The sequence below is a fragment of the Pseudonocardia sp. N23 genome, assembly GCF_002583555.1.
Taxonomy (GTDB): Bacteria; Actinomycetota; Actinomycetes; order Mycobacteriales; family Pseudonocardiaceae; genus Pseudonocardia.
In genome coordinates this window covers 152,888-169,899 of the sequence record NZ_BEGX01000001.1, presented here as the reverse complement: position 1 = coordinate 169,899, position 17,012 = coordinate 152,888, and the positions used below count along the sequence as shown (strand labels likewise).

Annotated in this window: 17 protein-coding genes; 7 read left to right on the top strand and 10 right to left on the bottom strand. The window is 73.2% G+C overall.

Features of this window, described 5'->3' with window-relative positions:
• The first annotated feature begins 288 nt into the window (after positions 1-288).
• Entirely contained in the window at positions 289-993 is a 705-nt protein-coding gene (locus TOK_RS00810) for a ThuA domain-containing protein (protein ID WP_098955816.1), read from the top strand.
• 3 nt (positions 994-996) lie between these two features.
• Positions 997-2,241, top strand: coding sequence for an MFS transporter (locus TOK_RS00805; RefSeq protein ID WP_098955793.1), 1,245 nt, complete (start codon positions 997-999; stop codon positions 2,239-2,241).
• A 6-nt stretch (positions 2,242-2,247) separates the two neighbouring features.
• Here the strand turns inward: TOK_RS00805 and TOK_RS00800 are convergent, their stop codons facing one another.
• Both TOK_RS00800 and TOK_RS00795 read right to left on the bottom strand, forming a co-directional pair.
• Entirely contained in the window at positions 2,248-3,144 is an 897-nt protein-coding gene (locus TOK_RS00800) for a TrmB family transcriptional regulator (protein WP_098955792.1), read from the bottom strand.
• 68 nt (positions 3,145-3,212) lie between these two features.
• Positions 3,213-3,989 carry an SDR family NAD(P)-dependent oxidoreductase gene (locus tag TOK_RS00795; RefSeq protein WP_098955791.1) on the bottom strand — a complete coding sequence of 259 codons (777 nt, stop codon included), beginning with the start codon at positions 3,987-3,989 and terminating at the stop codon, positions 3,213-3,215.
• 298 nt (positions 3,990-4,287) lie between these two features.
• Here TOK_RS00795 and TOK_RS00790 point away from each other — a divergent pair, with 298 nt between their 5' ends.
• The 4 genes from TOK_RS00790 to TOK_RS00775 all read left to right on the top strand — a co-directional run bounded on the left by TOK_RS00790 (position 4,288) and on the right by TOK_RS00775 (position 8,511).
• Positions 4,288-5,649, top strand: coding sequence for an amidohydrolase family protein (locus TOK_RS00790; protein WP_098955790.1), 1,362 nt, complete (start codon positions 4,288-4,290; stop codon positions 5,647-5,649).
• Positions 5,642-6,631, top strand: a complete 990-nt coding sequence (locus TOK_RS00785; RefSeq protein ID WP_098955789.1) for an amidohydrolase family protein — start codon at positions 5,642-5,644, stop codon at positions 6,629-6,631. Before TOK_RS00790 ends, TOK_RS00785 begins: the two co-directional genes overlap by 8 nt.
• A gap of 106 nt (positions 6,632-6,737) precedes the next feature.
• On the top strand, positions 6,738-7,748 hold the full coding sequence (locus TOK_RS00780; protein WP_098955788.1) for a GlxA family transcriptional regulator: 1,011 nt from the start codon (positions 6,738-6,740) through the stop codon (positions 7,746-7,748).
• A 124-nt stretch (positions 7,749-7,872) separates the two neighbouring features.
• On the top strand, positions 7,873-8,511 hold the full coding sequence (locus tag TOK_RS00775; RefSeq protein ID WP_098955787.1) for an HD domain-containing protein: 639 nt from the start codon (positions 7,873-7,875) through the stop codon (positions 8,509-8,511).
• A gap of 141 nt (positions 8,512-8,652) precedes the next feature.
• On the opposite strand, the gene TOK_RS00770 is transcribed toward TOK_RS00775, so the two are convergent.
• The gene (locus TOK_RS00770) at positions 8,653-9,099 is read right to left on the bottom strand and encodes a VOC family protein (RefSeq protein WP_098955786.1); all 447 of its coding nucleotides are present in this window, start codon (positions 9,097-9,099) and stop codon (positions 8,653-8,655) included.
• Between the two features lie 51 nt (positions 9,100-9,150).
• Here TOK_RS00770 and TOK_RS00765 point away from each other — a divergent pair, with 51 nt between their 5' ends.
• The gene (locus tag TOK_RS00765) at positions 9,151-9,840 is read left to right on the top strand and encodes a TetR/AcrR family transcriptional regulator (protein WP_098955785.1); all 690 of its coding nucleotides are present in this window, start codon (positions 9,151-9,153) and stop codon (positions 9,838-9,840) included.
• On the opposite strand, the gene TOK_RS00760 is transcribed toward TOK_RS00765, so the two are convergent.
• The 7 genes from TOK_RS00760 to TOK_RS00730 all read right to left on the bottom strand — a co-directional run bounded on the left by TOK_RS00760 (position 9,822) and on the right by TOK_RS00730 (position 16,984).
• Positions 9,822-10,577, bottom strand: a complete 756-nt coding sequence (locus TOK_RS00760) for an SDR family oxidoreductase (RefSeq protein ID WP_098955784.1) — start codon at positions 10,575-10,577, stop codon at positions 9,822-9,824. The genes TOK_RS00765 and TOK_RS00760 overlap by 19 nt on opposite strands.
• A 147-nt stretch (positions 10,578-10,724) precedes the next feature.
• A complete protein-coding gene (locus tag TOK_RS00755; RefSeq protein ID WP_098955783.1) occupies positions 10,725-10,949 on the bottom strand; it encodes a ferredoxin in 225 nt (74 codons plus the stop codon).
• Positions 10,946-12,175 (bottom strand): cytochrome P450, encoded by a 1,230-nt coding sequence (locus tag TOK_RS00750; RefSeq protein ID WP_098955782.1) that lies wholly within the window; start codon positions 12,173-12,175, stop codon positions 10,946-10,948. Before TOK_RS00750 ends, TOK_RS00755 begins: the two co-directional genes overlap by 4 nt.
• Positions 12,172-13,269, bottom strand: a complete 1,098-nt coding sequence (locus TOK_RS00745) for a Gfo/Idh/MocA family protein (protein ID WP_253258099.1) — start codon at positions 13,267-13,269, stop codon at positions 12,172-12,174. The genes TOK_RS00750 and TOK_RS00745 overlap by 4 nt, the downstream gene beginning before the upstream one ends.
• The gene (locus tag TOK_RS00740) at positions 13,266-14,285 is read right to left on the bottom strand and encodes an LLM class flavin-dependent oxidoreductase (RefSeq protein WP_098955781.1); all 1,020 of its coding nucleotides are present in this window, start codon (positions 14,283-14,285) and stop codon (positions 13,266-13,268) included. Before TOK_RS00740 ends, TOK_RS00745 begins: the two co-directional genes overlap by 4 nt.
• Positions 14,286-14,340: 55 nt before the next feature.
• A complete protein-coding gene (locus TOK_RS00735) occupies positions 14,341-15,804 on the bottom strand; it encodes an FAD-dependent oxidoreductase (RefSeq protein WP_098955780.1) in 1,464 nt (487 codons plus the stop codon).
• A 250-nt stretch (positions 15,805-16,054) separates the two neighbouring features.
• A complete protein-coding gene (locus tag TOK_RS00730) occupies positions 16,055-16,984 on the bottom strand; it encodes a TIGR03621 family F420-dependent LLM class oxidoreductase (protein WP_098955779.1) in 930 nt (309 codons plus the stop codon).
• Positions 16,985-17,012 lie beyond the last annotated feature (28 nt).

Sequence of the window (17,012 nt, the reverse complement as noted above, 5' to 3'; positions counted from 1 at the left end):
AGCGCGCCCGTCGTCGAGCACAACGGCAACGGCACCACGAAGGCCGCCGTCTGACCTCAGCCCCACCCCGACGCCCGCCGACCTTGCTGTGAGGGTCGGCGGGCGTCGTCGTGCGCGGCCGCCGGCCCACATAGCGCAACGACCCCCGTCAAGAGCATTGCTCTCGAAATGGATCGTCAGCCTCCACACCCTCGCCGACACGACGAGCCGGGACTGCCGGACGAGATGTCCGACGGCTAGGGTCCCTGAGAAGTAGTCGTCAGAACCCTCACGCCGTCGGAGGTGACCGTGCGCGCCGTCGTACTGTCCGGAGGCCTCACCCACGACTTCCCCGCGACGACAGCGTGTCTGGCCGCGCTGCTCGAGGGCGAGGGCGCCGAGGTCGAGGTGCACACCGGGACCGCGGGCGTCGACTCCGCGCTGTCGGCGCTGCCCGGCGCGGGGCTGTTCGTCGTCAACGCGCTGCGGTGGTCGATGACGGGGCCGCAGACGCCCGAGCGCTACCGCGGAGCAGCCGCCGCCGAAGAGGGTGTCAGCCCGTCGCCGGCTGCGCGTGAGGCACTCGCCGCGCACCTCGCCGCCGGTGGGGGCGTGCTCGGCATGCACACCGCGAGCATCTGTTTCGACGACTGGACCGACTGGGGCGACACGCTGGGCGGGGCGTGGGTGTGGGGGTCGTCGTCGCACCCGCCGCTGGGCCCGGACGTCGAGGTCGCGGTCACGGCGTCGCACCCGCTCGTCGACGGTCTCGACGACTTCCGGATCCTCGACGAGGTCTACAGCGACCTGCAGATGCGGCCCGGGATCGAGCCGTTGCTGGCCGCACGTCGCCCCGGCGACGACGCCGGTCCCGCGCAGCCGTTGCTGTGGGCGCGCGAGCACGGCGGCGGCCGGGTCGTCTACGACGCGCTGGGCCATCACGTCCCGTCCTACGAGGTCCCCGAGCACCGCGAGATGGTGCGCCGGGCGATCGCCTGGACGACCCGTGGCTGACGCGTGAACGACGGGCCGCGGACGCACCGCGGCGGGGTGGTGCTCACCGTCGCGACGATCGCGATCGGGCTCGGCAGCATCCCCGGCTTCCTGTTCGGCTACCTCGGCCCGCTGTTCGAGGCCGACCTCGGCATCTCCAAACCCGCCCTCGGCGTGCTGATCGGGGTGTTCTTCGGCGCGACGGGCCTCGCGTCGACGGTCGGTGGTGCGTGGGCCGAGCGGATCGGTGCGCACAAGGCCGTCGGGATCGACCTGCTGATGGTCGCGGCCGGGCTGGCGCTCGCGGTGCTGGTCCCGACCTACGCGTCGCTGCTGGTCATGGCCGTGTTCACCGGAGCCGGGTACGCGCTGGCCAACGCGGGCACCAACATGGCCGTCGCCGCGAGCATCGCGCCGGCCCGGCACGGCATCGCGATGGCGGTCCGCACCGCGGGAGTCCCGGCCGTCGGGGCGGTCCAGTCGCTCGTCGGGGTCGGCGCCGCCGCGGCGTTCGGCTGGCGGCCGGTGCTCGCCGTCGTGGTGCCCGTCGTCCTCGTGGTCGGGGTGCTCTGCTTCCGGCTGCTCCCCGCGGCGCGCAGCGCGGGTGACCCGGCGGCGGCCGTCGTCGAGGCCCACGACCTCGTCGGCGACGGACCGGGCACGACGCGGCGGGTCCGGCTGCCCGTCGGTTTCGGCTGGTACCCGGTGGCCGCGTTCCTGCTGATCGCCGGCACCCAGCCGATCTACTCCTGGACCGTCTCCTACCTCGACGAGGTGGGCGGGATGTCGGTCGCGACGGCGGGCGCGCTGGCCTCGATCGGGTCGGCGTTCGCCGTCGTCGCCATGATCGTGCTGGCCGGAAGGGCCGACCGCATCGGCGGCGACCGGGTCCGTCCCGTCGTGCTGCTGACGGGCGCGGCCACGGTCGGCGTCGGGCTGCTGTGGCTGGGGATCGTCGCCGGGCCGGTCGCGATGACGGCCGGGCTCGTCGTCGGCAGCCTCGCGCAGCTCACGGCGATCGGGCTGATGCACGCCGCGGTCGTGGCCACCGCACCGCACCTGGTCGGGCGGGCCTCGGGCGCGACGATGGCCGGCTACTACCTGGGCGCACTGCTCAGCGCCCCGCTGTTCGGCCTGTCGGTCAAGGCGACGGGTGGCTACGGGCTGGGCTGGGGCGTGAGCCTCGTGCTCGTCGCCGCGAGCGTGCTGTGCTTCGCGCGCTGCCGCAAGGTGACCGCGGACGCGCGCGCCGCCATGCAGACCGGCTGAGCCGTGCTAGTTGTTGCCGCGCCGTCCGCGTCGCGGCGGCGTCGTCGCCGACGTGCCGACGGGCCCGCGGGCCAGCAGCGCCGCCGGGATGCCGTGGTCGGCGCGCAGCCGGCGCAGCGCGGGGTCGGAGGTCCAGAACGACTCGAAGTCCTCCGGGGAGAACTTCTCGGCGATCAGGTGCATCGCGATGTCGTGGCGCACGTACTCCACCGCGACGAGGACGACGGCCGGGTCGTCGGTGTAGACGCCCCACGCGTCGCCGTTGACGACGCCGCCGATGACGGCCTGCTCCCGGTCCGCGGCCACGACGAGCAGCCGGCAGCCCAGGTTCTCCAGCGCCACCTCGGGCGTCGAGAAGCGGTGCGGGATCGTGGTGCCGACCGGGTCCGGGTCGTCGCCGAACATGACGACCGAGACGTCGACACCCTCGGCGTCGGCGCGGCGCACGACGGGCTTGAGCGGCTCGATCTCGGCCGGCCAACCGGAGAGGAACAGGTCGTTGCGGGCCGCGGCGACGACGTCCTCGGCGCGGGCGAGCAGCGACTCGCGGTCGGACAGGTTGTGCACCAGGCGGACCTGCGGCGGCGAGGCCACCTGGGGCAGCGCCTCGCGCAGCGCGTCGATGGAGCTGTCGAAGTCGCGCCGCATCCGGTCGAGCAGCGCCGACGGCGGCAGCGAGATGTAGCCGACGCTGGCCTCACCGGCCCGGACCTCGTAGGCGGCGCCGCGCACGACGAGCTTCGCGAGCGTCTCGTAGACGGTGCTGCGCGGCACCCCGGAACGCTTGGCGACCTCGTAGCCGTTGAGCGGTGTGCCGGCACCGACCAGGGCGACGTACGCCTTGGCCTCGTAGCCCGACATCCCGAGGCGTTGCAGCTCCTCGATCACGCTCTGCTGCGACATGGGCCCATCGTCGCATCCGCACGTCGCGACGCGGCACTCCCCCGCCGGGTCGTCGCTGGTCGCGCGGGCTACCTGACGCCCACCGAGTCGACCGCCTTCGGCCGCGGCAGCGACGCCAGCGCTCCCTTGATGATGCCGCCGTCCACGGCGATCGTCTGCCCGGAGATGTAGGACGCCTTGGCCGAGGCCAGGAACAGCACGGCGTCGGCGATGTCGTCGGCGGTGCCGAGGCGGCCCTGCGGGACCCGGCCCTCGCGCAGCTTGCGCACCTCGGGGTCGGCGTTGACGGCGTCGGACATCCCGGCGTTGATCAGGCCCGGGGCGACGGCGTTGACCCGCACGCCCAGGGGCGACCACTCGATGGCCATGTGCTCGGTGAGCATGACGATGCCGGCCTTGGAGGCGGTGTAGGCGCCCGCGTTGGGAGCCGCGGCCAGACCGTTGATCGACGCCATGTTGACGATCGCGCCACCGCCGGCCTCGATCATCCGGGCGGCGACCGCCCTTCCGACGAGGAACGTGCCCGTCAGGTTGACCTCGACGGCGGCGCGCCACTCGGCGGCGGCCAGCGTCAGCAGCGGACCGAAGCGCGCGATCCCGGCGTTGTTGACCAGCAGCGTGGGCGCCGCGGGCAGGTCCGCGACGGCGGCGGCGATCGAGTCCTCGTCGGTGACGTCGACGGTCGCCGCGACGCACGCGCCCCCCAGGTCGGCGGCGACGGCGGCGGCAGCATCACCGTCGACGTCCCACGCGGCGACCCGGTATCCCTCCTTGACGGCGTTGCGGGCGATGACGGCACCGATGCCGTTGCCCGCGCCGGTGACCACGGCCCACTCGTTCCTCACGGCCGACCTCCGTCGTCGCTCGCGCCCGCCCGGATCGACCCGGCCCGGTGGGCGGCGTTGGCTTTCTGACGACGCTAGTGGCGCACCGAGCCGCCGTCTACACACCCGATGCTGTGCCGACGTCACAGGCCTGCACGAATCGGTACGATCCACCCACTTCGACCGTCCGACAGGGGCTCCCCGCGTCCCCGTCCAGTGTGCGACACTGACCACAGGGCGGGACTAGTCGTCAGTCTTCTTACGGCGGTTCTCGCGACACGGATCGAACCCCAGTTACGACGACGTTCCGGGAGGCGCCGTGAGTGGCAGCATCCTCATCAGTGGCGGCACGCTCATCGACGGGACCGGCTCGCCGGCCCGCCGCGGCGAGGCCGTCCTGCTCCGCGACGGCCGGGTCACCGCACTCGGGCAGCAGGCCGTCGACGATGCCGAGACCAACGGTGTCGACGAGCGGATCGACGCGACCGGGCGCACCGTCATGCCCGGACTGATCGACGCGCACACCCATCTCACGTTCGGCGAGCCCACGGGCAACGACGAGCTGTTCAACCACCGCACCGAGGCCTACAGCTCGATGCTCTCGGCCTACAACGCACGCAAGGTGCTGCGGGCGGGCGTGACGAGCGTGCTCGACGCGGACTGCCTGTGGAACATCGGTGTGGAGCTGCGCGACGCGATCGAGGCCGGCATCGTCGAGGGCCCGCGGATGCGCGCCGGCGGCCAGGCCCTGATGACGATGCTCGGCGGCACCGCCGGGCGGATGATCAAGGACGAGGGCACCACCGGCTACGCGACGGTCGTCTCCGGCCGGGACGTGATGGTCAACGAGATCCGCCGCCAGATCAAGTACGGCGTCGACTGGATCAAGATCATGGTGACGGGGCTGATCCCGTCGATGAAGGGCCCCGAGGTCAAGGTCTGGAACATCGACGAGCTGCGGACGGTCTGCGACACCGCGCACGAGCTCAACACCAAGGTCGTCGCGCACTGCCGCAACTCCGACTCCACCCGCGACGCCGCGCGCGCGGGCGTCGACCTGATCTACCACGCCTCCTACCTCGACGACGAGGCCATCGAGGCGGTCATCGAGGCCGGCTCGGCGATGTGCCCGACGTTCACGCTGCTGGGCAACCTGGCCGACTACGGCGCGAAGGTCGGCACCGCGCCGGAGCTGCTCGACGTGTTCCGCGCCGAGATCGAGGTGACGGCCAAGCAGCTCACCAAGGCCCACGCCGCCGGGGTGACGTTCCTGACCGGCTCCGAGACCGGGTTCGCCGTCACGCCCGTCGGCGAGTGGCACGCCCGCGAGCTGGAGATGTTCGTCGAGTACATGGGGATGACGCCCATGGAGGCCATCGTCGCGGCGACGAAGAACGGCGCGTTCGCGATGCGCATGGAGGACGACCTCGGCACGCTCGAGCACGGCCGCATCGCCGACGTCCTGATCGTCGACGGCGACCCGCTGGCCGACGTCCGCGTCCTGCAGCAGAAGGACAAGATCGTCGAGGTCATCAAGGCGGGCAAGCGGATCGACCTCGTCACCCCGATCCCCGAGCACAAGCAGCGGACGTCGGACCAGGTGCGCTTCCTGGCGGCCTGCCCGCTGACCCGGTCCCTGGCGTTCACCGAGGAGCAGCTGGAGCGGATGTCGCATGTCTGAGGCCCGCATCATCGACGTGCACGCGCACGCCGTCCTGGAGCTCACCGAGGGAGCGGCGGGCGCCGCCGGCCCCGAGCTCGGCGCCACCGACGACGGCGTCCCGTTCTACCGCGTCGGCGAGTACCGGCTCATGGGCGTCAAGTACGCGGGCAGCCCGTTCATGGACGTCGACGTCCGGCTCGCCGCGATGGACGCCGCCGGGATCGACCTGCAGGTGCTGTCCCCCAACCCGATCACCTACTTCAACGACCTCCCCGCCGACGCCGCGACCGAGTTCGCGCGCAAGCACAACGACGGGCTGGCGGAGCTGGTCGGCAAGCACAAGGGGCGGCTGCTCGCGACGGCGCAGCTGCCGGTGCAGGACATCACCGCATCCGTGGCCGAGGCCCGCCGCGCCGTCCGCGACCTCGGCATGCCCGGCGTCTACATCGACACCGACCCCGCCGGGCGCACCCTCGACGACCCCGAGCTCGACCCGCTCTACGAGGCACTGGTCGACCTGAACGCCCCGCTGTTCGCGCACCCGTCCCCCCTGGGGAAGAACGGCCCGGCCGACGACGTGCGGCTGCGCCGCTTCGACCTCGACCTGACGTTCGGCTTCGCCTACGAGGAGACCCTCGCCGTCGCGGCGATCGTCTTCGGCGGGGTGCTGGAGCGCCACCCGGGTCTCGACGTCTGCATCTCCCACGGCGGTGGAGCCGCGGCCTTCGTGTCGGGCCGGTTCGCGCGCGCCGTCGAGAAGCGCCCGTGGGCCAGCAAGGCCCTGCGCGACAACGGGTTCGACCACTACTACAAGCGCATCTGGTTCGACACCCACGTGCACGACGGGGAGTCGCTGGACCTACTCGTCAGCCACGCGGGAACCGAGCGCCTGGTGTTCGGGACCAACTTCGCGGGCTGGGACTCCGGCGCGGGCGAACACCCCGCGGGCGACCTCGGCCCCACCCTCTCCGCCAACGCCGCCCGCCTGCTGCGCCTCTGACCCGTGAGCGGCCCCCGGGGCGTCGCCTACGAGGCGGCGCGCCCGGGGACCGGCTGCGACACTGGTGCCCGGACGACCGGCGTCCGGGCGAGGGGGCGGCGACGCCATGTCAGGCGGACACGGCGACCCCGGCGGGCCTGATGCCCGCGACGTCGTCTTCGTCGTGTTCGACGGCGTGAAGATGCTCGACGTCACCGGCCCCGCCGAGGTCTTCGCCGACGCCCACCGGTTCGGTGCCCGCTACCGGCTCCGCTACGTCTCGCCCTCGGGCAGGCCGGTGCGGACCTCGATCGGGCTCGAGCTGCCCGTGGACGGCTGCCCCGGCTCCGCCCCCGATCCCGACACCGTGATCGTCGCCGGTGGTGACGTGCTCGCCGAGGAGCCCGTCGCGCCGGAGCTGGTCGGTGCGGTCCGGGAGCTGGCGCCCCGCAGCCGCCGCGTCGTGTCGATCTGCACCGGCTCGTTCGCCCTCGCAGCGGCCGGTCTGCTCGACGGTCGGCGGGCCACCACCCACTGGCAGCACGCCGCGCTGCTGGCCCGGACCCACCCGCTGGTCCGGATGGAGCCGGACGCGCTGTTCGTCGAGGACGACGGGGTCTTCACCTCGGCCGGGGTGTCCGCCGGGATCGACCTCGCGCTCGCGCTCGTCGAGCAGGACCACGGGCCCGAGCTGGCCCGCACGGTGGCCCGCGACCTGGTGATGTTCATGCAGCGCCCGGGCGGGCAGTCCCAGTTCTCGGCGCCCCTGCAGCGGCGCCCTCCCCGCACCGCCGGCCTGCGCACGGTGGTCGACCTGGTCGCCGCCCGGCCCGACCTCGACCACAGCGCACACGCCCTCGCCGCCCGGGTCGGGGTCAGTCCGCGCCAGCTGGCCCGGATGTTCGCCACGGAGCTGCAGTCCACCCCGGCCAGGTTCGTCGAGCAGGTCCGGCTCGAGCACGCCCAGGCCCTGCTCGCGGACGGGCACGGTGTCGCGCAGGTCGCCCGGCGGTCGGGGTTCGGCAGCGCGGAGACGATGCGGCGCACCTTCGTCAGCCGGCTCGGCCTGTCGCCGAGCCAGTACCGGGCACGGTTCGGCACGACGCGGCGCGCCGCGGAGCCCCGCCGCACGCCCTGACACCGGCGGGCGTGCCATGTCCGGATCTGTGGGGCGCCCGGCAGGCCTCGCGGTGGGCACACCGCATACCGCTCGCAAGACTGGAACCAGTCCAGTACACACGAGCAGCTCCAGGAGGCACCCAATGCCGGAGACGATCGCCGGGATCGGCATCCCGGACACCGACCTCGTCCGCCAGGCCACCGACCTCGTCCGCGCCGCCGCCGACGACACCCTGTTCCACCACTCCCGCCGTGTGTTCCTCTGGGGCTCGCTCAAGGCCGCGGCGCGGGGGCTCGAGGTCGACCCTCAGCTCGCCTACGTCGGCGCGCTCTTCCACGATCTCGGGCTCACCGACACCTACCGCACCCGGGACCGCCGGTTCGAGATCGACGGCGCGGAGGTCGCCCAGGACTTCCTGCTCGCGCACGGCGCATCCCCGGCCGAGGCCCGCGCCGTGTGGCTGGGCATCGCACTGCACACCACCCCCGAGGTTCCGCAGTACCTCACCCCCGAGGTCACCGTCGTGACCCTGGGCGTGGAGACCGACGTCCTGGGGCTGGACCTGCACGAGATCACCGACGAGCAGCGCGCCCAGGTCGTCGCCGCCCACCCGCGTCCGGACTTCAAGAACCGGATCCTGCGGGCCTTCAACGACGGCATGGTCGACCGGCCGGACACCACCTTCGGGACCATGAACGACGACGTGCTCGCGCACTTCGACCCGTCCTTCCGCCGGACGGACTTCGTCGAGATCATCCGGAACAGCGCGTGGCCCGAGTGATCGGAGCACTCCGTCGGCGCACGCGACGGGGGGCGAGGCCGGCGCCGGCTACCAGCAGCACGGGGACCTCGATACGGGCGAGCACGTCGTCGCCCGCGGCGTGGGCGCCGACCGCCGTGGCGATCGCCTCGAGCGTGTCCTTCACGCACCGCCGCCATCAGCACCGGCAGGACCGGGCCCGCCGGAGGTCGGCGCGTCGTCGGGATCGGCGTAGAGGCGGATCTCGATGCCGTCCGGGTCGTGCAGCCCGACCAGCACCGAGCCGCCACGCGCTCCGGTGACCACTCCGCCGTGGGGTTCGCCGAGTGCGTCGAGCCGCTCCCGCCAGCGCGCCACCTCCGCCACGGACGGCAGGCCCAGCGCGAAGGCGTCGAAGCCCTTCATCGCCACGGCCCGGTCCGGATCCCCGCGCAGGGCGATGCCCGCGGTGCGCCCGGGGTCGGCGAGGCCGACGCCGGCGAGAACGCCGTCCTCGACGAACTCGATGTCGACCGTGTAGCCGAGCACCCGGCAGTACCAGTCCCGGCTGCGTGCGACGTCGCTCACCGGCAGTTTGACGTGGTGGAACCCGTTCAGCCGTGCCTCCATGGCCGACCTCCCGAACCTTGTAGTTGGACTCTAGCGTTAGAGTCCAGCCTTGTGGGGAGACCTGTCAAGGGCACCGGGCGCCGCGGCACCGGACGCAGCGCGCGGGCGCGGGAGACGCGGCGACGGATCGTCACGGCGGCCGGGGAGCTGTTCGTCGCACAGGGCTACGTGCCGACAACGCTCGAGGAGGTCGCCCAGCGCGCCGGCGTCGCGGTGCAGACCATCTACTTCCACTTCGGGAACAAGCGCACCGTGCTCAAGGAGGTCGTCGACGTCGCGGCCGTCGGTGACGACGAGCCCGTCGCCGTGCTGGACCGCCCGCAGGTCCGCGCGGCCGCCGACGAGGCCACCCCTGCCGCGGTGATCGCGGCCTGGTGCGAGGTCGGCCGCACCATCTACGAGCGGGTCGCGCCGATCATGCGGGTCGTGCGCGACACCGCGGCCGTCGACCCGGACATGGCCGAGCAGTGGCGTGTCAACGAGGAGCAGCGCAAGACGGCGTTCCGCGTGTGCGCGGGCCGGCTCGCCGAGCTCGGCGCGCTACGCCCGGGCCTGGACCTCGACGACGCCGTCGACATGATCGAAGCTCTCCACGGCCTCGACACCTACCACCTGCTCACGAGCCGCGGCTGGCCCCCTCGGCGGGTGCAGGCGTGGGCCGGCGAGATGCTCTGCGCCGCCCTGCTCGCCGACCCCCCGCCGCGCTCGTCGCCGGATGCGGGTCAGAGCAGCGCCTGGTAGGCCCCGCCGTCGACGGGCACAGCGGCGCCGGTGAGGAAGCCCGCCTGCTGCGAGCACAGGAAGGCGACGACCGCGCCGAAGTCGGCCGGGCTGCCGAGGCGGCCCGCGGGGACGTCGGCGAGCGCGCCGTCGAGCGCCGGGCCCTCCGTGCCGTAGACGCCGGTGATCCGGTCGGTCTCGTGCAGGCCCGGCTGGACCGAGTTGACGGTGACGCCGTCGCCCGCGATCTCCCGGGCCAGCGTGCGCAGGAAGCCCGTCGCGCCGGAGCGTGCGGTGTTGGACAGCGCCAGGTTCATGTACGGCTGGCGCACCCCCAGCGACGTGATCGCGACGACCCGCCCCCACCCGCGCTCGCGCATCCCGGGCGTCGCGGCGAGACACATCGCGACGACGGCGAGCAGGCTGCGGTCCAGCGCCGCCTGGTAGGCGTCGAGCGGGACCTCGGTGACGGCACCCGGCGCCGGGCCCGGCCCGTTGACGACGAGGATGTCGACCCCGCCCATCCGCTCGGCCGCGCCCTCGACGAACGCCGTCGCCCCCTCTGGGCCGCGCAGGTCGGCGACCAGCCACTCCGTGCCGCCGCCCAGCTTCTCCGCGGCGGCACGGGCCCGGTCGGCATCGGAGCTGCAGATGGTCACCCGCGCGCCCTCGGCGACGAGCGCCGCCGCGCCGGCATACCCCAGCCCCGCACTCGCCGCGGCCACCGCCGCCCGTTTCCCCGCGATCCCGAAGTCCATGCGCTGCATCCTTCCTTCCCGCGCGCGCACCCGCCGAACATCTCCCGGTTGCACGAACGGCACAGTCACGCCGTTCAGGTGCGCCACTGTGCCGATCGTGCAATTCCTGGCGGGCGCCGGTCGTGCCACGTCCGACCCCGGAACGGCTCAGTTGACGTCGATCTCCTCGCCCGAGTCCGCGTCCGTCACGACCAGCGCGCCCGAGGGGCAGGCGCGGGCGAGGTCGAGGATGCGTTCGTCGTGCGGCTGCTCGGCCCCGGGGATCATCTCGGCGATCTCGTCGTCGTCGAAACGGAAGAGGCCGGGGGCGTCGGCGACGCACTTGCCCGAGCTCATGCAGACCTCGGCGTCGACACCGATCCGGTAGGTCACGATCCACCCCCGAGCAGGACGGGGTAGGTGCCCCAGTAGGGGCGGGCGGTGGCGGCGTCGCGCTGGGGCGCGTTGTCGGGGTCGCGACGGACCCCGACCCCGAACATGTGCCGCACGGCCCCGGTGACCAGGCCGTGCAGGTGGTCGTCGGGATCCGTGCCCGGTCCGGCGACGACACCCGCGGCCAGGTCCTGCCCGATGCAGACGTGCATGCCGCCGCCGAAGCTCAGCCCGAACGGCGCGACGCCCGGCGGCATGGTGCGGGTCGGGTCGAAGTCGGCGGCGTCGGCACCGAAGAAGCTGGTGTCGCGGTTGATGGCCTGCAGGTCGATGACGACCGTCGCGCCCTCGGGGATGTGCTGCCCCGACTTCAGCGTGACCGGCGCGAGGGCGATGCGCCGGCCCGTCGGGCTCGAGGGGTTGAGCCGCACGGTCTCGTGGATGCAGCGCTGGACGAACAGGGCGTCGTCGCGGACCTTCGCCTCGTCGGCCGGGTGCTCATCGAGCCAGCCGAGGATGTGGTCGATCGCGCGGACGAACGCGGTCGCGGACGTGTGCGCGCCCGCGAGCAGGAAGAACGCCACCTCCCGGCGGATGACGTGCTGCGGCAGCTCCAGCTCGTCGCGGTGGCGCAGCAGGGTGGCGAGCACGTCGCGCGGGACGTCGACGTCCTCCCCCGCGGCCTCGCGCGCGAGCAGGTCGAGCCGCCGCGCGATCGAGGGCGCGAGGAACTCCTCGTCCCACTCCTCCAACGCCTGCGCGATCTCGCGTGACAGCGCCGCCTTGTCGCCGGTGGAGTGCGCCAACGTCGCGCCCTCGATGAACTTGGCGTTGTAGTCGAAGAGCCGCTTCGTCTCCTCGGCCGTGCCGAGCGGGCGGTCGATGCCCGCGGTCAGCGCCGACAGGTTGAGCATGAGCTCGTGGCCGAGGTGGACGAGGTCGACCCGGCCGGCGTCGAGGTAGGGCGCCAGCGTCTGCACCGTGACCTCGGGGAACAGCTCGCGCTCGTAGCGCTCGAAGACGTCGCGGCGGAACATCCGGTTCTCGACGCGGCGGCGGTCGCGGTGCTCGCGCCCGTGCAGGTTGACGAGCACGTCGGACATGACGACCTCGCCCTCGTCGTAGAGCGACTGGCGCAGGTCCTTGCTGCGGTAGGCGTCCTTGGCGTCGGCGAAGGTGCTCAGCACGATCGTCGAGGCCGCGGCGTCCTCGGCGACTGCGGTCATGGTTCCTCCGTGGTGGTGGGCACGGCTGCGAAATCCTGTGCTCCGGGTTCCCCTGCTGCGAAGGCCTCCGAGTCGACGGCAGCGGCGACGCGCAGCGCGGCCACCCCGTCGTCGAAGGTCGGGATGTCGTCGGTGTCGCCCGCGGCGAGGCTGCGGACGAGCAGGGCGAACGGTTCGGTCGGTCCGCCGTCCGCGGCGACGAGCGGGCGCAGTCCGTCGTCGCCGAGCCGCGCCCCGCGCAGCCCGACGGGGAAGTGCCCGGTGTGGCCCGCGGCCTCGGCGACGAGCACGCCCTCGGAGCCGTGCACGACCAGCCGCCAGCCGGCGCCGAACGGCGCGACCCACGAGCTGTGGACGGAGACGACGGCGCCGTCGGCGGTCCGTGCGGTCCAGGCGGCGCTGTCGGCGCTGGTGGCGGGGATCGGGCCGTCGGGGCCGGACCAGTCGGACCGGCGGGTGGCGGCGGTGCCCGTGACGTCGGTGAGCTCGCCGAACGTCCAGCGCAGGACGTCGGCGGTGTGCAGGCCGTGGACGCGCAGCGAGCTGGCGCCATCGGTGGCGTCGGCGCACCACCTGGACGACGCGACCGCCGCCGGCACCGTGAACGTCGGATAGAACGCCTGTGCCGCAACGTTGTCGACGCGTCCGACGTAGCCGTCGAGTACGAGCCGGCGCAGCTCGGCGATCCCGGGCCGGAACCGCGACTGCATGTCGACGACGCCGCAGACCCCGGCGGCGGCGGCGGCGCGGGCCATGGCCAGCCCGTCGTCGACGGTGGGCGCGAGCGGGGCCTCGCACAGCACGTGCTTGCCGGCGGCGATGGCGGCGAGCGTCATGTCCTTGTGCCGGCTGGGCCGGGTCGCGACGTCGACGAGGTCGACGTCGGGGTCCTCGCACAGCGCCTCGAAGCCGACGTGGGCGCGGCGGACGTCGAACTTCGCGGCGACGGCGTCGGCCGTCTCGCGGTGGGCGGTCGCGACGGCGACGAGCTCGACGATGCCCGCGGCGGCGAGCTCGGCGTAGACGGGCAGGTGGGTGCCGGAGGCGTAGCTCGCACCGACGACCCCGACCCGCAGCGGGCGCTGTGCGGTCATGCCTGGACCGTCGCGGTGTCCAGCTGCGGCAGCACCTCGGTCCCGAACAGCTCCATGGCCTCCAGGACGGCGCCGTTGTCAGGCCCGGTCGGGTACCGGAAGATCATCAGGAAGTCGTCGACCCCGGCCTGGTCGCGGAACCGGCCGATGGTGTCGACGCACTCGTCGGGGGTGCCGAACACGAAGCGGTCACGGACGAACTCGTCGAGGGTGATCTGGTCCGACGAGGTGACACCGGGCAGGTCGGTGATGGCGCCGTAGTCGAACAGGGTGCGCGCCATGGCGAGCGCGGTGTCGCCGAACTTCGCCAGTGCCGCCTCGCGGTCGCGGTAGGGCCAGCAGAACCGGATCGACGTGACGTGCGGGTCGCGCCCGCCCGCCGCGGCGGCGGCGGCCCGGTACTGGTCGGCCATCGCGGTCATGGTGTCCAGCGACATGAGCGCGTTGGTGATCCAGCCGTCGGCGAGGCGCCCTGCGCGGCGCAGCCCACCGGGCGTCCAGGCGGCGAGGTGCAGCGGGACACCCTCGGCACGGGCAGGGCGGGGGATGACGGAGACGTCGTCGAACGAGTAGACCTCGTCGGCGAAGGAGAAGCGGTCCTTCGTGTGGGCCTCGCGCAGGATGCGGACGGTCTCGTCGAACCGCTGCGCGCGGTCGTCCCAGGACACGCCGACGGTCGAGTAGTCGACAGGCATGTAGCCGACGCCGAGGCCCAGCCAGGCGCGCCCGCCCGAGAGCTGGTCGAGCATCGCGGAGTCCTGGGCGAGCTCGATCGGGTTGTAGAGCGGCGCGATCGCGATGGCCGTACCGACCTTGACGTTCCGTGTCCGCGCGGCGATGGCGAACGACAGGTGCAGCGGCGAGCCGAAGTACTCGTCGGAGTACTTGTGCTCGGTGGTCAGGGCGTGCGAGAAGCCGAGCCGGTCGGCGGCCTCCGCCTGCTCCAGGATCTCCCCGAGCACTGTGTGGGGGTCGCCGGTGACCAGCCCCTGGGTGAACAGGACTCCGACGGACATGTGTTGCTCCTCGTGGTGGGGGGTGGGCGGGCCACGACTCTGGGACCCGCCCGGCTCAGGGGGTGGGCTGTCCTTCGTGCTGCGGGTCGAGATGCACGAGCGCGATCCGCGTGTCGAGCATGCTCGGCATCCCGGCGTGCATCACGCTGCCGTGGTCGGTGCGGTCCTCGACACCACGGGCGACGGCCCGCCCCGCGATCCGGCCCAGGGTCAGGCCGCCGCAGATGTGGATGCCGCCGAGGTCGGAGACCGGGTTGAGCCCGCCGACGCAGTCGCCGCCGGCGAACAGGCCCGGGATGGGGGCGCCGAAGACGTCGACGACCTGCATGTCGGTCGTGGTCCGGAAGCCACCGCAGCAGAAGTTGACGCCCTCGATCATCGGGACGGCGGTGAACGGCCCGGTCGTGCACCGGCGGCGCCCGGGCGGCAGCACGACGCGGCCGTGGTCGGGATCGACGTCGGCGTCGGTGTCGAGGAAGGCGTTCCAGCGGTCGACGGTGGCGGCCAGCGCAGCGGCGGGGACGCCGATCGTCACGGCCAGGGCGTCGAGGGTGTCGGCCTGCACGGCCGGTTCGGGCATCTGCCCGATCAGGCCCGCCTTCTCACGGGCGACGACGTCGTCGACGACGTACCAGGCCCGCCGCCCCGGCTGGGCGTGCAGCTTCTCGACACGCTCCTCGTAGGGGCCGGCCTCGTCGTGGAACCGCTCGCCGGACTCGTTGACCGCGATCGCGTCCTCGACGACCGACGACGACACGATCACCAGCGGCGGCACGAACGTCATGTTGATCAGGTCCCCGCCGACGGCCTGGCCCATGAGATGGCCCGCCCCGCGGCAGGAGTCGACCCCCAGGTAAGGGGCGCGGGCGACGAACTCGGGCTGGTAGCGCCGCCGCAGCTCCGGGTTGGACTGGTAGCCGCCGGTGGCGAGCACCACGCCGCGCCGCGCGGTGATCTCGATCGTCTCGCCGGGGGCGTCAGCCCGGTGCGCCAGGACCCCGGTCACCCGGCCGTCGGTGACGACGAGCCGGTCGGCGAGGGTCCGGTAGAGCGTCGTGACGTTGTCGCGCTCGAAGTCCTCGCGGAACGCGCGGCCGATCATCCAGGTGTCCTCGACGGCGGCCATCCGGTCGACGGTGTGCTGCTTGGGCCGCGGGATGAACCGGCTGAACCGGACTCCCCGGTCGGTCAGGATGCGGTAGGTCTCGGCCGACTCGCGGGCGTAGAGCCGCACCAGCGCCTCGTCCCACTCGACGCCGAACTGGTCGCGTGCGAGGTCGACCATGTGCCGCGCGTCGGCGACGAAGGCCTCCTCGCTGTCGACGATCCCCTGCTCGGCCTGCATCCCGGAGTTCACGAAGGCCAGGTAACCGGTGGACCAGACCGCGTTGCCGCCGATGTGGTCCATCGCCTCGACCGCCAGGACCTGCGCACCGTCGGCCGCGGCGGCCGACACGGCGGCCATGCCCGCGGGACCGGTACCGAGGACGACGACGTCGGCGTCGTGGGTCTCGGGCACGGCGACCGCCTTTCGACGAGGTGAGCGGGGTCACCAGACCCTCTCCTGCCGAGGCAGCGGCGTCAACCCCCTAACGACGTCTTCGCGGGCCCCTGGATCGGCCGTCCGAGCCCCACCGCTCCGCCCCGGCCTGCCGGGGGTCGGACTCAGGTCCACCGGGCTCCGGCTCACGTCGGGGTCCGACTCACGTCGGGTCCGGCTCACGTCGGGTCCGGCTCTCGTCGGAGTCCTGGGCGGGTCGGGGTCCGGCTCACGAGAAGCGGTGCAGCGCCGGCAGCATCGACGGCAGGTCCTGCTCGTAGAACGACACGTACCCGAAACCCCAGCGTTCCCGCAGCTCGGCGAGCCGTTCGGCCACCGCACCTGCCGGCCCGATCAGCGCGTGCGGCGAGGCCAGCAGCTCGTCGGGGGTGAGGTCCAGGCCGAGCGCGGCGATCCGCCGGGCCGCCGCGGCTTCCGGGTCCTCGGTGACCTCCGACCAGTACGCGACCAGGTGCAGCAGCGGATCGCGATCGCCGGCCGCGGCCCGCACCCAGGCGACCTTCTCGTCGGTCGCGGCCGCGGTGGCCGACGCCGTGGCGTGTGCCCCGAGCCTGCCCTCGCGGACGTCGAAGTTGATCCCGACAACGTCGGCCGTCCGCCCGGCCAGGCCCAGCACCCGCCGCCCGCCACCACCGACGAACAGCCGCGGCGACGACGTCGGCGCCGGGATGTTGCGCAGGTCCCGGACGGCGACACCCGGCGCGTCGAGGTCCACTGCCGCGGTCGCGACGCCGTCGCGCGGGAAGAGGGCCCGGAGCAGCTCGAGGGTGCCGCCGAGCCGGTCGATCCGCCGGCCCGCGGGTTCGCGGACGATGCCGGAGACCTCGTAGTCGTCGTCCATCCAGCCGGCGCCGACGCCGATCTCGAGCCTGCCGTCGCACAGCACCGACAGCGACGCGATCTCCTTGGCCAGCACGGCCGGCGTGCGGAAGTCGTTGTTGAGCACCAGGGTTCCCAGCCGGATCCGGCTCGTGACCTGGGCCGCCGCGGCGAGCGCCACGAGCGGGCTGACCGGGGCGCGGTCGAAGTGGTCGGTGGCGTGCAGCGTCGACAGGCCGTCGTCCTCCATCCGTCGCGCCCGGTCACGCCACTGGCCCGCCGACGTCACGGCCTCCATCATCAGGACGCCGAATTCCATGGCCCACTCCGTTCAACGACCTCGGAGG